The 14,743-nt window shown below is 46.2% G+C and carries 13 protein-coding genes; 6 read left to right on the forward strand and 7 right to left on the reverse strand.

What is annotated here, in order from left to right; genetic code table 11:
* Positions 1-19 precede the first annotated feature (19 nt).
* Positions 20-1,939: a BamA/TamA family outer membrane protein gene (locus BMW79_RS19470; protein ID WP_143059221.1), complete on the reverse strand. Its 1,920-nt coding sequence runs from the start codon at positions 1,937-1,939 to the stop codon at positions 20-22.
* A gap of 149 nt (positions 1,940-2,088) precedes the next feature.
* On the opposite strand from BMW79_RS19470, the gene BMW79_RS19475 reads away from it, so the two are divergent.
* Positions 2,089-2,250, forward strand: coding sequence for a DUF1328 domain-containing protein (locus BMW79_RS19475; protein WP_089897312.1), 162 nt, complete (start codon positions 2,089-2,091; stop codon positions 2,248-2,250).
* Positions 2,251-2,325: 75 nt separating this feature from the next.
* Here BMW79_RS19475 and BMW79_RS19480 read toward each other — a convergent pair whose 3' ends face one another.
* On the reverse strand, positions 2,326-3,084 hold the full coding sequence (locus BMW79_RS19480; RefSeq protein WP_089897313.1) for a DUF695 domain-containing protein: 759 nt from the start codon (positions 3,082-3,084) through the stop codon (positions 2,326-2,328).
* A gap of 347 nt (positions 3,085-3,431) precedes the next feature.
* Between BMW79_RS19480 and BMW79_RS19485 the strand changes: the two genes are divergently transcribed.
* The gene (locus BMW79_RS19485; RefSeq protein ID WP_177192251.1) at positions 3,432-5,921 is read left to right on the forward strand and encodes an outer membrane beta-barrel family protein; all 2,490 of its coding nucleotides are present in this window, start codon (positions 3,432-3,434) and stop codon (positions 5,919-5,921) included.
* 30 nt (positions 5,922-5,951) lie between these two features.
* Positions 5,952-6,425 (forward strand): acyl-CoA thioesterase, encoded by a 474-nt coding sequence (locus tag BMW79_RS19490; protein WP_089897315.1) that lies wholly within the window; start codon positions 5,952-5,954, stop codon positions 6,423-6,425.
* 87 nt (positions 6,426-6,512) lie between these two features.
* On the opposite strand, the gene BMW79_RS19495 is transcribed toward BMW79_RS19490, so the two are convergent.
* From BMW79_RS19495 to BMW79_RS19505, 3 genes are all read right to left on the reverse strand, one after another.
* The gene (locus BMW79_RS19495; RefSeq protein ID WP_089897316.1) at positions 6,513-8,282 is read right to left on the reverse strand and encodes an ABC transporter ATP-binding protein; all 1,770 of its coding nucleotides are present in this window, start codon (positions 8,280-8,282) and stop codon (positions 6,513-6,515) included.
* A 139-nt stretch (positions 8,283-8,421) separates the two neighbouring features.
* Entirely contained in the window at positions 8,422-8,661 is a 240-nt protein-coding gene (locus tag BMW79_RS19500) for a hypothetical protein (protein ID WP_089897317.1), read from the reverse strand.
* Between the two features lie 124 nt (positions 8,662-8,785).
* The gene (locus BMW79_RS19505; RefSeq protein ID WP_089897318.1) at positions 8,786-8,974 is read right to left on the reverse strand and encodes a hypothetical protein; all 189 of its coding nucleotides are present in this window, start codon (positions 8,972-8,974) and stop codon (positions 8,786-8,788) included.
* Between the two features lie 134 nt (positions 8,975-9,108).
* Here BMW79_RS19505 and BMW79_RS19510 point away from each other — a divergent pair, with 134 nt between their 5' ends.
* The 3 genes from BMW79_RS19510 to nfi are packed head-to-tail and all read left to right on the forward strand — an operon-like array spanning position 9,109 to position 11,731.
* Positions 9,109-9,774 carry an MgtC/SapB family protein gene (locus BMW79_RS19510; protein ID WP_177192252.1) on the forward strand — a complete coding sequence of 222 codons (666 nt, stop codon included), beginning with the start codon at positions 9,109-9,111 and terminating at the stop codon, positions 9,772-9,774.
* Between the two features lie 12 nt (positions 9,775-9,786).
* Complete coding sequence (locus BMW79_RS19515) at positions 9,787-10,995, forward strand: DUF763 domain-containing protein (RefSeq protein ID WP_089897320.1); 1,209 nt, start codon at positions 9,787-9,789, stop codon at positions 10,993-10,995.
* Between the two features lie 43 nt (positions 10,996-11,038).
* Positions 11,039-11,731, forward strand: a complete 693-nt coding sequence (gene nfi, locus BMW79_RS19520) for a deoxyribonuclease V (protein WP_089897321.1) — start codon at positions 11,039-11,041, stop codon at positions 11,729-11,731.
* Between the two features lie 9 nt (positions 11,732-11,740).
* Here nfi and BMW79_RS19525 read toward each other — a convergent pair whose 3' ends face one another.
* Positions 11,741-13,363, reverse strand: a complete 1,623-nt coding sequence (locus BMW79_RS19525) for a hypothetical protein (protein WP_089897322.1) — start codon at positions 13,361-13,363, stop codon at positions 11,741-11,743.
* A 203-nt stretch (positions 13,364-13,566) separates the two neighbouring features.
* A complete protein-coding gene (locus tag BMW79_RS19530; protein ID WP_089897323.1) occupies positions 13,567-14,742 on the reverse strand; it encodes an efflux RND transporter periplasmic adaptor subunit in 1,176 nt (391 codons plus the stop codon).
* Position 14,743 lies beyond the last annotated feature (1 nt).

Raw genomic sequence — 14,743 nt, forward strand, 5'->3', positions numbered from 1 at the left:
TTGGGCAACCGTCAGCAGATTAACGGAAGTTAAGCACAGAAGGTGCGCGCAAAGCAGAAATATCGAAACGGAAATCAACGATGGTGGTGATTTCCAGCATCAGCTTCTTCATAGGATCCGGTGCGTTGGGATAATAATAACCGGACACTTTGATAGTGTTGAGCGACAGGTTTTCATTACGTACCCGGAAACCGCCACCCAGTCCGAGGTAAACTGGATTGCGAAACAGGTCGTCGCTGTTATTCGTAATGATAGAGGCCTGCAGGGCCGTAAAGAAATTAAATTTAAAGCCGAGGAGCTTCAACGGGCTGTAGTAAACTGTTTCTGAGCCCATATTCAGGCGTTGAAAGCCATTGAGCTTTGTATTTTTATATCCCCAGATGCCTTCATCCATGTTGATGTTGAGCGGCTTATTGAAAAACGGATTAGGACTGTTGAGATAGTCGATATTCAAAAATTGACGGAAACGGTTTTTACGGAGATTAACGAGGCGACTGTAATATTCCAAACGGGCATGTATCACACCATCTTCCCATGCGTTATTCAGCCAATACGTACTAAGGCCAAGCGTGGTATTAAAAAGGCCCTGGTTGCGGGTGAGCCAGAATTTCTGTGTTTCTACACCTGTATAGATTCTTCTCCGGCCCTTCCAGCTTTCCCAACCACTGGTAGCGCTTAAGTTATATCCCAGGGGAATATCTTCCGTACGGCCAAAACCAAAGAAGTAGTGGGCTTTAAAATAATCGATCCGGTAAGCCTGCAATTCCAGCAGGTAGAGACGGTGGTTATTATACACCGGGTCGTCTTTATATCTTAGCTGATCCGGCTTCCGCTGGAATGATAAATTATAGTGTCTGGCCAGCAGGGCAAAATTGGGTTTCTTTCCAATGGTGCCATCATGCTTGTAGTTATTGATAAAATTATAACCGATCCAGCCATCCACCACCGTGTAAGTATAATCACGGTAGATGCTATCGCCCTCTTCCGGCAGTGCGCCACGGATGTTGATAGACCAGTTTTTCGACAGGGCAAGTCCCCCTACCAGTTTAGCTGAATTGCGGTACAGCGGCCTGTTGAAATTGATGAAAACCGCTCCTTCATATGCATTGGTATCCAGCTGGGCATAATTATTCAGGGTAGTATAGCCCAGGCTCATATCTATAAAGGATCCCAGCAGGTTGTATTTTGTATAACGGACTTCAGTATTCCAGGTAGGAGAAAAATCTGACCGCCATTGCATACCTACTCTGAGGCCTTGCCCTGCCCCAAACAGATCATTGTTGGATACACTTGCTCTGATATCTTTTGCGCTGAACTGGGAGAGATCTGCGCCATATTCAAAGAGGTCTTTGGTGACCACTTCCACATCGATCGAGTCACTGTCGGCGTTTCTTATATACAAACGGGCATCCTGTATAAACGGGCGGTTACGCAGGTAACGTTCATTATCTGCCATTTCGAAAGGATCAAGTGTTTCATCTTCCCGGAAAAATAAAGATTGACGGATGACCCATTCCCTGGAATCATAATGCATACGGTTGGCCAGATGAATTAATTTCATGCTGGTGGTAAAAGTAGTATCATTAATATTTTTGGGACCGAATACCTTTACCTTTCTATAGTAGATATTTCTGATCACTTTGCCCGCAAAGGGGGTAAAATACGCCTCACTTTTGATGATCGTGCTGTCGTTATCGTTGGATTGAACGGGTTCGTCCTGCCTTGTAATGCGTTTAATCAGCGTATTCCGGTATTCTTTATTGCGCATCGAATCGCGGTACTCTCCGATTTTTCTAAAGAGACCACCATTTCTATGCGGAACGGTATCCGCTGTGGGCGGGAACTCCGGGCCTGCTGCGTATAAAAAGGCAGGGCAATGCAGGCTAATCAGCCAGCATAAGACAGTTAATGTAGGCCATATTTTGAAATAATTCGTCAATTCTAGCAGCAGGTAACAAGTATATAGAAAAAAACTGAAATTGTAACAACTGCAATTATTGTACTTAACGGAATGATAATTGTGTAAAATTGAACGGATTAACTGGTAAAGTGTTACAGATATTAATTGTTCACCTTAAAGTTTTCGTTATGTTACGCTGGGCACTCATATTTTTTATCGTGGCTATTATCGCCGCCGTATTTGGCTTTGGAGGAATTGCCTCCAGTGCAGCAGGCATCGCCAAGATCTTATTCTTTATTTTCCTGGTGTTGTTTGCAATCTCTCTGTTAACGGGAATGTTGCGGAAGTAGCAGGTGGGGTTTGGTTTTTAGCTTTTAGTACCTGCTGTGGTCAGCATCTCACTAAAAGCTAAAAACCAAATTTATTTATTTCATAATGACGGTTTCCCAACCGTCGTAATCAGCATTTACTTGTTGAGCCAGTTCCCAAAGGCTCATTACTACACTGTCGATGGCTGCCTCGCTGGCTTTATCAGAACGGGAAATACACAATTTAAAGGGGAATTCCGCGTTGTCTGTCTTTTCTTCTCTTACCAGTTCAAAACCGCTTTGCTGGATATGTTCCCAGTATGCAATTTTATCCTCTTCTGTTCTGAAGTGGATCCAGTGTTCAATGATTCGCTCTTTTTCAGACGCGTCGCCATGCTGACGAAGCATACGAAGTACTTTCCTGTTTTGAATACGTTGGAATTCGTATACATCAGGAAAGAGAAAATCAAAATATAATTCCCAGTTATTATCTTCCTTCACCCCATAATCATAACGATAATCGGGAAAATTGATCATGGCATCTGCAATGAATTTATCATGCAGCAATGTAGTACCGGAATAAAAATAAAAGTCACGCACGCCATTAGAGAAGGTGCGACCAACAAAATGCGCATCTAACCTCGTTTGCAATTGCTCTACCAGGCTGTCCTCGATTTCTCCCATGATGGCAAATTCATCGTTCTGGGGGAATCCGTCCTCACGTGGATTGTTCAGATATACGGTGATATATATGGCATTCGGCTTTTCCTTCAATGGCGCAAATCGTCTCAGATCAAGGTCAAGGCCTATTACTGCTGGACTTTCTTCAATATGGCACGTGTAAATATCCCAGTCCGGTCGGTAATCCTTATGCATATAAAAAAATTAAAATAACGCAACAGCGGGCTGTAAAGATACGTTGCTCTGCGATACAATGGAAAAGATAAACTTGTATTACCCTCTTTTTTATCCACAAAATTTAGCGTATGCTATCCATTGTCCTCCACACGGTTATGCCGGTTACAAGACAGGCTTAACACTAATTAACACTTGGGGTATTTTTTCGTCATATCTCCACAACAAGCCACCACAAACAATTCTGCGCAATTCTGTAGTTGAAACAGCGGACTGTAAAGGGTTCCACCTGACCTTTCATCCCAAAAACAGGTGATTCTTCGGGCATAAAAAGTAATTTTACAAGGCTATAAATGTTGGAAGCTATTATGAGAAAAATTGTATCGTTATTTACAGGCTGGCTATTATTGTTTTGTTTTACCGCTATGGCGCAGCAACCGGGCGGGAAAGCCGCTGCCGCCAGCACCGGCACCATCTACGGGAAACTGCTGGATGCGCAAACCGGAAAACCTATTGAGTATGCATCTGTAGCGCTCCTGCGCCCGGATTCTTCCGTACAGACCGGCATGCTATCCAAAACCAACGGGGACTTCAGTTTCGAAAATATTGCCCTCAATAAATATATCCTGAAAATTAATTTCATCGGCTACGAAACCGTTTACAAGGTCGCCACACTTTCTGCTAAAACAAGCAGTATTGATGTCGGCAATGTAAAGCTGAAAGCCAATGTAAAATCACTGGCTGCGGTGAATGTAGTGGGCGAAAAACCTGCCTTTACCATGGCAATCGACAAACGGGTATTTAACGTAGAAAAGAATCTGGCCAGCATTGGTGGCACCGCTACCGATGTATTGAAACAGGTGCCCTCGGTAAACGTGGACATAGACGGTAATGTGACCGTCCGCAATGGTACACCCACCATCTTTATTGATGGCCGCCCCTCCACCCTTACCCTGGATCAGATCCCGGCAGACGCTATCCAGAACATCGAGGTGGTAACCAACCCCTCTGCCAAATATGATGCGGAAGGCATGAGCGGCATCCTCAATATCGTACTTAAAAAGAATAAAAAAGCAGGTATCAATGGGGCTCTTAGTGCCGGCGTTACCTCCCTTGGTAGTACCAATGCGGGTATTGATTTCAACCTGAGACAGGAAAAATTCAATTTCTTTATCAACTACAATATCCGCGACCGGAAATCCCCGATGACCGGCCGTCTTTACCGTAAAAATTTAGGCGCAGATACCACTACCTACACCGAACAGCTGGAAGATGGCGACTTTTACCGCAAGTTCCAGACCGGACGTATCGGGTTCGACTGGTTTATCGATAACCGCAATACCATCACGATATCTGAAAACCTGACCGGTGGTAACTTCAATAAGTACAACAACCAAACACTGTATGAGCAGGATATGCACCAACAGAATGTTCGTTATGGTACCGGCATCAACAATACCCTCAATGGTTTCCGTAACTACACTACACAATTGGGCTACAAGCATACGTTTGCCAAAGAAGGTGAGGAATTGACGGCCGATTTTACATATAACTACGCCACAGGCGACAACAGCTCCAATTATTCGCTGCAATACTTCGATCTTGCCGGCAAACCGATCTACGATCCGAAGAAGCCGGAACTGCGGAATGGCAGCGGAGAAGGGACCACCAAGTACCTTACCGCCCAGCTGGATTACGTGAAGCCGCTGACTGAGAAATCAAAAATTGAAATGGGGTTGAGAAGCAATACCAGGGAATTTGACAACTTTACCAACACCTACGGACAAAATTATCCATCCGGTGATTTTACCCTGGATACCGCATTGTCCAACAACTATCATTACAAAGAACAGATCAATGCAGGCTATGTGAGCTACACCGGGGCCAAAGATAACTTCGGCTACCAGGTAGGCTTACGTGCAGAACAGTCGAATTATAACGGTGAAACCCGGCTGGGAGAAAAATCTTCTTATAAGATCAACTACCCTATCAGCCTGTTTCCCAGCGTTTTCCTGTCACAGAAGTTCAAAGGCGATCATGAGCTACAGCTGAATTACAGCCGCCGTATCCGTCGCCCGTGGTTCCGCGATCTGTTGCCCACCATCGACTACAGTGGTCAGAGCGCCAGTACCGGTAACCCCGATCTGAAACCGGAGTTTACGAATTCCTTTGAGTTGTCTTATCTGAAAGATATTGCGCATAAACATAACCTGCTGGTATCCGTTTACTACCGTAATACGAACAATGCGATCACTGATTTTTATGTAGATACCACCTTAAACCTGAATGGGCAGAATCAACATGTATTGCTCTCCTATCCTATCAATGCCAGCACACGTAATTCGTACGGTGCTGAATTTACGCTGAGAAGCCAGCTGACAAAAATCTGGGATCTGACCACCAACGTGAACCTTGCCCAGACAAAGATCGACGCTACTAGCAATGGCAGCAATCTTTCCAACCAGGGCATCACCTGGTTTGGCAAATTAAACAGCAATACCAAACTGCCCTGGAATCTTACCCTGCAGGTAAGTGCAGAATATGAATCCAAACAGATTATGCCACAGGGAGAAAGAGAGCCCAAATGGTCGGCCGATGCAGCGGTTAAAAAAGATATGCTGAAAAACAAGGCGCTGTCTATTTCACTGGGCATATCTGATATTTTCAATACCGACCGTAATCTGAGCTATACCTCTACCAGCTTCTCTGAGCAGGAGTATTACCGTAAACGCCTGACCCGTGAGTTGCGTCTGAACGCCACCTGGCGGTTTGGTAAAATGGATACGAATCTCTTTAAAAGGAAGAATAATAAGTCCAAAGAAAGTGGTGGAGAAATGGGTGGAGGTGATGGTTTTTAATTCGTAATTTGTCGCCCGTAAACAACGACTATGGATTCTATTTATCACACCATTACCCTGCGGTTCCTCGCAGAACCGTCGGATGTAAACTTCGGCGGAAAGGTACACGGAGGATCGGTTATGAAGTGGATTGACCAGGCGGGTTATACCTGTGCCGCCAATTGGAGCGGGCAATACGCCGTCACCGTATATGTAGGCGGTATCCGCTTTTTTAAGCCAATCTCTATCGGCGACCTGGTGGAAATCAATGCGAAGATCATTTATACCGGCAACACCAGTATGCACATCTCCATTGATGTATTTGCAGGCAACCCGCGACAACAGCAGAAATCAAAGACTACGCACTGTGTAATGGTATTTGCGGCAGTAGACGATCACGGTAAAACCGTACAGGTCCCCAAATGGGTCCCTCAAACGGATAGCGAAATCAGTATGGAAGGATACGCGAAGAAACTGATGGATCTGCGCAAAGATATTGATGAAGAAATGAGACCATACATGTAGTTTGCTCTCCGGAGATATAAAAAGAGCGGGGGAAACAAAAGCGACAATCATGGCGCCTTCGTTTCCCCCGCTCTTTTATGTTTTTATTTAACTGGCGAACTGCATGTCGCTTAAAGTGCGGTAAAGTCCATCCAGACCAATCAATTCACTGTGCGTTCCTTCTTCCACAATCTGGCCTTTGTCGAGCACAATAATTTTGTCGGCCTCGCGTACAGTAGCCAGGCGATGGGCGATCACGATGGAGGTGCGTCCTTCCATCAGTTTATCCAGGGCATCCTGTACCAGCCGCTCGGACTCGGAGTCCAGCGCTGAGGTAGCCTCATCGAGGATCAGGATGCGGGGATCCTTCAATACTGCCCTGGCGATGGCAATACGTTGCCGTTGGCCGCCCGAGAGTTGTATGCCCCGTTCACCTACCACTGTTTGAAGGCCTAACGGGAACCGCTGTATGAATTCCCAGGCATTTGCTTTTTTAGCAGCAGCTTCCATCTCTTCCAGTGTTGCATCCGGTTTGCCATAGGCAATATTTTCAGCGATGGTACCACCGAAAAGGAATACATCCTGTGGCACTACCGCCATCTGGGAGCGTAATTCCGATAAAGGGAAAGCAGTGCTTTCCTTTCCGTCAAATAAAATCTGACCATTTACAGGATCGTACAGGCGTAACAGTAAGGATACAATAGTACTCTTACCGGCGCCGCTTGGGCCCACCAGCGCTACTTTCTGGTCTGCATATACATCAAACGAAACATCGTTCATGATAGTAAGATCCGGACGGGATGGATAATGGAACGAAACATGGCGGAAACTGATCTGTCCATCAAGCTGGTTTTCCCGGGCAATAGTATTAACCGGCGTAATATCTTCTGCAGGTTCATCCAGGATTTCAAGCAGATGTTCGGTGGCACCTATACTTTTCTGCAGGTTCGTATATACTTCTGCCAGCCCCGCAATAGATCCGCCTATGAACAACGAATACAGCACAAAGGATAACAGGGAAGCTGTAGGCATCCCGATAGCTACGCCTCTCCAGATAACCGCTACCAATGCACCGAAGATACCCATGATAATAAAAGAGGAAAAGGCGCCACGGTATTTACCACCTTTCATTCCTATCCTGGCTGCTTCATTGGTACGCTGGCGGTAACGCGCCATTTCAAAGTATTCATTGGCGAAAGCCTTCACGTTCAGGATACCCTGTAAAGTTTCCTCCACCACTGTATTGGAAGCGGCTACCTGTTCCTGTACCTGTTTGGAAAAACGGCGGATAAATTTACCGAATACAACAGCGGCTACCATCATAACAGGTAAAATGGCCAGCATAAAGGCGGTGAGTTGCGGAGAGGTAATCAGCAGGATCACCACACCACCAATGATGATGATCATCTGCCGGATAAATTCCGCCAGCGTAGTAGTAAAAGTTTCCTGTAGCAGTGAAATATCAGAGGAGATACGGCTACTGAGTTCTCCTACCCTTCTTTCCAGGAAAAACTTCATTGGCAGGCGGATCAGGTGACTGTAGATGGTTTGCCGCAAAGTCGCCAGCGTCTTCTCTGTTACATTAACAAATATTACAATACGGAAGAAGGAGAAAATGGATTGACCAATCAGCACTGCGACCAGCAGTACACCAGCTCTGTTCATACCATTGATCAGAACGGTGTGACTTTTCGGATCTACGAGATTACCCAGTAATTTCGGGAAGGCCAGACCAGCAAGGCTAGAAACAAGCAGAAAAAAAAGTCCAACGGCGAACTGCGCCCAGTAAGGTTTTACGTAACGGAACAGGCGGAATGTTTTTTTCAGGGTCGCCAGCTTAATGGGTTGTTTTGGAGGGGTCGTGGTGTCGTTTTGCATTCGGATATTGTCTTTATTAATAGAGGTAGACGAAACGTATCCAAATATATTGTAAAAGCGGGACAAAAATTATAATGCCTCCGGGTAATGTTGTTCCCTTGGGAGCGCAACAAATACCCGGAGGCATTATAGACACAGCCTACGGCCGTGGTCTGTTTTTGGAGGAATCAGCGGTACCTGTTCCGAACCTGGCAGAATCTTCACCGGGATTGATGGCTCCGGGAGGCATCTGCGCTGCGGGTATGGTATCCTGTTGTATGAGACCCGCCGTATCTGAGCTATTCAAAGTAGAATCGGTATTCGTTTTATTACCGTTTCCACATGCTGCCAGCATCAAAACCGATACACCGGCCAGCATTAACATGTTTGTTACTTTCATAATAATGATGTTTAAGGGTGAGGTAAAGAGTTCGATATCGGGTAACGGACCCTCGCCTTAAACATGCTTTGTACCAACCTTTAACCAGGTTTTCACCTGAGATAGAAGTGGACTTGATGCCCTCCTATTGTATAGGCTTTGTTTTGCTGGTATCTACCGGAACTATACTGGTACTATCTACCTTTGGTATAGCCACAGCAGCAGAATCAGCTTCCTGGCTGGCTTCTTTGGCGCCGTTACAGGCAAAGAGAAATATACTGAGAATTCCGGCAAGACAGATCACCACACAGGATTTGTAGAAAAAGGGTTCCATTATAAAGTAGATTTATGGTTATTGATTGTAGTCATAACAACGTTTTAAGCAAACAGTTCAGTATCCATTCACATTTTTTATTAAGTGAAAGAATTGTGCCAACGCGTACATTTGTATATACTTATTTTTTCAGAATGAGACATGTATTGCAGATCATTGAAGAAGACCAGCTGCTGAAAGTGTTGATAGCATTGGTGATGGGCGCATTGCTGGGACTTGAAAGAGAATACAAGCGTAAGGCGGCGGGTATGCGCACCATGACCCTTATATGTATGAGCAGCACCGTATTTACCATCCTTTCCGCAGAGTTGGGATTCCCCAATTCCGCAGATCGTGTAGCCTCCAACATCCTGACTGGTGTGGGTTTCATTGGTGCGGGTGTTATTTTCAAAGGTGACTATACCATTGATGGGATTACCACAGCCGCATCCATCTGGATAGCGGCGGCGATAGGCATGGCTGTAGGGATGAGCCAGTACTGGCTGGCCGCTGCGGCCCTTGCAGGTGCGCTGGTAGTACTGATCCTGCTGGAGTTTGCAGAACGAAGAATTGCAGCCGTTAATGATAAACGGGTGTACACGATTTATTTTCATGAAGAGAAATTTCCACACATCGATGTTGAAAATATCCTACAGGAGTTTCAGCTGAAGTACCGGAAAATGCTCGTCGTCAGAAAAGAGCATATCATTGAAGTCAATTATGCGGTGCGCGGAAATCGCAGTAAAATGGAACAGCTGGATGATTTCCTGTTGAACAACAACAGTATCTTCCAGTACCAGGTGCAGTCAAACCCATTATAAATAATCAGTAATATGCCTTCATATGCAGATCTGCCTTTACACTATGGTCAGGTACCACCCTGGCTGGCAAAGCGTATGAGCCTGTTGGGCGGCGCTATTGTAGAGGCTATTGTGACCGATTATGGTAAAGGAGAAGTAATCAGACGGCTCAGCGATCCTTGCTGGTTTCAGGCGCTGGGTTGCGTGTTGGGCATGGACTGGCATTCCTCCGGGATCACCACCAGTGTGATGGGAGCGTTGAAAAAAGCCATCAATCCGCGCTCTGCGGAACTGGGTATTTATATCTGTGGCGGTAAAGGACGCCATAGTAAACAAACACCAGCGGAACTGATCGCCATCGCCAATAAAACCGGACTCCCCGGCGATCAGCTGGTATACAGCAGCAAACTCACCGCGAAAGTAGACAACACCGCCATACAGGATGGTTTCCAGCTCTATCTGCATTCCTTCATTTTATCTGATGAAGGAGAATGGGCGGTGGTGCAGCAGGGAATGAATGATGCCAGTAGCATGGCACGCCGGTATCACTGGCATTCAACCGCCTTTCAATCTTATACAGAAGCACCGCATACCTTTATCTATGGCCGGAATCAGGGCCAGATCCTCAACCTGACCGACTTACAATCGGGCAGTACAAAATCCGGAATTCTACAGCTGACCAGGGAAAAACCGGTGCATCTGTTACCTGAAATACGGAACCTGATCATGCCCGGTCATCATGAAGTAAGGGCGGAAAATGTAAACCTGAAAAGGCTCGGAAGTGTGCTGGCACTGGCGCACGATACCAACCCCACCGATTTTGAAACCCTGCTGATGCTGGAAGGCGTTGGTCCACGGACACTACAATCGCTGACCCTTGTGAGCGAGGTCATACACGGCACCCCATCACGGTTTGAAGACCCGGCCCGGTTTTCGTTTGCCCATGGAGGTAAGGATGGACATCCCTTCCCGGTACCTACCCGGATATATGATGAAACCATCCATACACTCAAAGAAGCACTGCAGAAAGCGAAGATCGGCGAATCTGATAAAAAGGATGCCATCAGAAAACTGTCGCTGCTTTCCCAACAAATTGAAAAGGACTTTGAGCCGAATACAAATTTTGATAAAGTAATAGCACAGGAGCGCCGTGATTCATGGCAATATGGCGGCAGAACCGTTTTTGGTAAAGCGGTAAAGCCTCCCGAGCCAAAAAGCGGAGATCAGTTAAGCCTTTTTTAATGCGCTGCTGATCTGGGACACAGCCATTAAACAAACCATATCCATGACAAATTACAATGAACTCACTGTTCCGGAGGCCACGTTGATTCAAAAGCAACTCCGTGACAATATCAAGGTAACCCCTTACAACGGACCGCTGAACTACATCGCAGGTGCAGATATTTCTTTTAATAAATTCAGTACCACCGTATATGCCGGCATTGTGGTCCTGGAGTTTCCATCTCTCAAACCAGTGGGTTATAGCCTGGTAAAGAAGGAAGTACTGTTTCCCTATGTTCCCGGTTTCCTGGCCTTCCGGGAGGTGCCAGCCCTGATGGATGCCTGGACACAGCTGCCGGTTAAACCCGATATACTGGTGGTAGACGGCCATGGGATTGCGCATCCACGACGTATGGGCATTGCCACTCATTTTGGTGTGCTCACGCAGCAACCAACCATTGGCAGCGCCAAGAAGAAATTATTTGGTAACTATGAAGAACCCGGACCCGAAAAGGGCAACTATAGCCCGCTAACAGACCGGCAGGGCGAATTATTGGGTTATGCGCTGCGGAGTAAGAATAAGGTAAAACCCATTTTTGTGTCACCGGGACACCTGGTAGATGTCCCTGGCAGTCTGGACATCCTGCTGCGATGTATAAAAGGCTATCGACTGCCGGAACCAACGCGACTGGCGCATAACGCCGTGAATCAGTTCCGGCTGAACGAAATTTCCGAAGGATGGACGAGCCTTCTGTAAGCGCCGCATTTAAAACCTGATCCAGGCGATATTCGCTTTCTTCTCGAGGCCTTTACGGGAAATCAGCACTGTAGCATATTGTTGCGTTTTGGCGTTATAATCAGCCGCTCCCATCATACAGGCATAGCCTTTTGTGACTTCCGGCATTCCAAAAAGATAGAGTCTTTCCATTTTCCCCTTATAGAAACGGTAACAAACGAAATTAGCATCCACAGCAAATTTCAATGGTTTACGCACTTTGTCCTGACCACCGGTATCGAGGTACTGCAGATAGTCGTTGAACAACACAAAAGAAACATCCGATCCGGGAATATAATCGTAAGACAGCCACGTATTCGTATTGAGTGCAGCTATCTTATTCCTGAACACCCATTCGCTCTTACTACGGCGTTGTAGTTGAAACGGCTCACAGATACCCGTAATCACCTGGTATTTGGAAACAGCCATGGTAGTGCTCTCCCAGCCGGCGGTATCCAGCAGAGAAATGCCAATATCGCCGAGGTTGGTATGGAGCTTATTTATCTGGGTATTCCCCTGTTTGAAAAAAGACAGGCTTTCCATCAGCAAGGTACTGCTGCCATCTTCGTTTAGCAGTAAACGTTGGGGTGTTCCTTTATAGTCTTCCTTATAGTTGAGATTCTGCTGCACATTACGGGAAAGTTCAGGGAAAGACAACAGTACATGTTTTTTGAGTTTACCGGTAGTTTCGCTGAACGTATTCATGATGATACCGCTTGTTCCCTCTTTTTGCCTGGATGGCACATACAGTAACATTCGTACCTGTGTACCCACCACATTAATTTCTCCTCCTACATTACCATAACCGGCAGTGTAGTCGAGCACCTGGTGTGCAAACGTACCGGAATCAGCAGACAGCGTAGAGAATAAGACCTTCGCCCCTGCATCTCCGTCCTTTCGTTTAGCATTAAAACCAACAGTTCCGAGATACACGTTTTCTTTTCCCTTTACCGCCATATTGATATAACTGAAATAGCTATACGAAGAATCTGTTAAATAGAACCAGCTACGATGGATGATTTCGTGTGAGGGTGAAAAATGTAATACCTGGATACGCTCGCGCACACTGTCGTTTTTCTGAATAGGCGCACCGGTAAACATCGCGATAGCGTAATAGTCACTTTCCAGGTCCTTCTCTACAAAAATATCGTGGGTGGCGAGGTTGTCCTCTACAAACACGCTACGGTGCTGGATAGTAGGCAGCTCTCCCAGTTTATCCTCGCGCAACAACTTCCCGGTTTCTCCATCCAACACAAGACGATACATCACCGGATTGTATTTTACCAATTGTTGTAAAAAGATGACTGGCTGCCCGGCTATTTCAAAGATGCCATCAATCTCGGTAGACTCCAGATCAGCAGCATTCCATAACTGCGTATGTACGGTATCTGTTGCGGTCAACTCATGCTTAGCATTATACAGATTTACCACCAGGCCCTCTTTTTTACCGAAATGCAGGTAGATGGTATTGCCGTTCTTCAGCTGCATCAGCTTATCCCAACCATCTCCCGGCTCCGTGAAATCGGGACCAAGGGTAACGACGGGCACCTGTGCCAGGGTGAAACTGCTGATCAGTAATGCGCCTATGAGGACAGGCCATCTTAAATAGTTCATCTTTTAATTAATTAATAATTTCAAATATATGAAATTATTTAAATTTTAAATAGATGGACTGGAAGTCCGGATAACTTGATTAGTGGCCGGGGTAATTTTTGAAAGAAGTGCTGCAAAACAATTATCAGGAGATTAAATAAGAAAAACGCCTTCGCTGAGTGCGTTAGTAAGACATTCAGCAAAGGCGTTTAAATGCAATGTTGCTAATGCCCCTCGTGTTCTCCGCTGTTCTTCATTTTTGCCAGCAGGTCGTAGGCTCCCTTCACCACAACTTCGTTATCCGGCGTGTTTTTGGGAAAAACGACTTCGGTATAGCCCAATTCGCTGTTCCCTTTCTGCACTTCCAGCATGTTAAAATGGAATGTGCTATCGGCGCCGGATTGCTTCATAAACACATATGCCTTGCTTTCAAAATCCACTACAGCGGCATCGGGCAAAGCTTTTACGCTGGCGGCGCCGGTTTCAATCATCGCCTGCAGATAAGTGCCAGGCAATAACTGGGTATCTTCCTCTTCAAGGTGGCAATGTACCCTTACTGTTCGATCGGCGCTGATTTCCCGGCCTATCAGATGGACTGTGGCTGTACGGGGAGCCGTTTCATTCGCCAGGGTGAAGCGCACCAGTTGTCCGATCTTTAACCTGGGAATATCTTTTTCAAAAACAGTCAGTTCTGCGTGCAGATGTTCCGTATTAACGATACGAAAAAGTATATCCGCCGGCGTTACAAACTGTCCGAGGTTTACATTTACCTGGGTTACATATCCGCTGATGGGCGCATAGATGTTGATGGTTCGTTGAATATTCCCTTTTTGGAGCGCTGCCAGGTTGATATTTAACACTGCCAGTTTTTGCTTTAATCCGTTCTCTTTTGCCAGCAAAGTTTGCCATGCGGCCTTTGCCTGTTGGAGCGTCTTCTGCGCATTTACATTTTCCTTTGCCAGTTCCTGCTGACGGTCATGCTCCTTCGTGGCGTATTCCAACTGGCTGCTCACTTCCAGGTAATCCTGTTGCAACTGGATATAGTCGAGATTCTCCAGCACGGCAATTACCTGCCCTTGTTTCACCGGCATGCCTTGCAGCAAACTGGTTTGTTTTACGAAGCCCCCCATGGGTACCGAAATGCTGACCTGTTGCTGTGGTGGTACATCCAGCAAGCCGTTTACTTTTACAGCGCCGCTGATCTGGCGGTTTTCGGGCTTTCCCAAAGTGATACCTACGGTTTTAAACTGCTCTGCAGTAAGTTCTACCACACCTGATTCATCTTCATGATCATGCGCCTCTGCAGTAGCTGCTTCCTTTTTACTTCCACAGGAAGCCAATGTGAGCATCGCGGCTAAAACAATAACGGAAAGGACTATATGTTTTTTTAAGAATTTCATG

This window comes from Chitinophaga arvensicola (assembly GCF_900110835.1).
Lineage (GTDB): Bacteria > Bacteroidota > Bacteroidia > Chitinophagales > Chitinophagaceae > Chitinophaga > Chitinophaga arvensicola.

Bases quoted from the DNA above. Each gene is read 5' to 3' on its own strand.
- BMW79_RS19475 (WP_089897312.1), top strand. From the start codon at position 2,089: ATGTTACGCTGGGCACTCATATTTTTTATCGTGGCTATTATCGCCGCC.
- BMW79_RS19480 (WP_089897313.1), bottom strand. From the start codon at position 3,084: ATGCATAAGGATTACCGACCGGACTGGGATATTTACACGTGCCATATT.
- BMW79_RS19485 (WP_177192251.1), top strand. From the start codon at position 3,432: ATGAGAAAAATTGTATCGTTATTTACAGGCTGGCTATTATTGTTTTGT.
- BMW79_RS19490 (WP_089897315.1), top strand. From the start codon at position 5,952: ATGGATTCTATTTATCACACCATTACCCTGCGGTTCCTCGCAGAACCG.
- BMW79_RS19495 (WP_089897316.1), bottom strand. From the start codon at position 8,282: ATGCAAAACGACACCACGACCCCTCCAAAACAACCCATTAAGCTGGCG.
- BMW79_RS19500 (WP_089897317.1), bottom strand. From the start codon at position 8,661: ATGAAAGTAACAAACATGTTAATGCTGGCCGGTGTATCGGTTTTGATG.
- BMW79_RS19505 (WP_089897318.1), bottom strand. From the start codon at position 8,974: ATGGAACCCTTTTTCTACAAATCCTGTGTGGTGATCTGTCTTGCCGGA.
- BMW79_RS19510 (WP_177192252.1), top strand. From the start codon at position 9,109: ATGAGACATGTATTGCAGATCATTGAAGAAGACCAGCTGCTGAAAGTG.
- BMW79_RS19515 (WP_089897320.1), top strand. From the start codon at position 9,787: ATGCCTTCATATGCAGATCTGCCTTTACACTATGGTCAGGTACCACCC.
- nfi (WP_089897321.1), top strand. From the start codon at position 11,039: ATGACAAATTACAATGAACTCACTGTTCCGGAGGCCACGTTGATTCAA.
- BMW79_RS19525 (WP_089897322.1), bottom strand. From the start codon at position 13,363: ATGAACTATTTAAGATGGCCTGTCCTCATAGGCGCATTACTGATCAGC.
- BMW79_RS19530 (WP_089897323.1), bottom strand. From the start codon at position 14,742: ATGAAATTCTTAAAAAAACATATAGTCCTTTCCGTTATTGTTTTAGCC.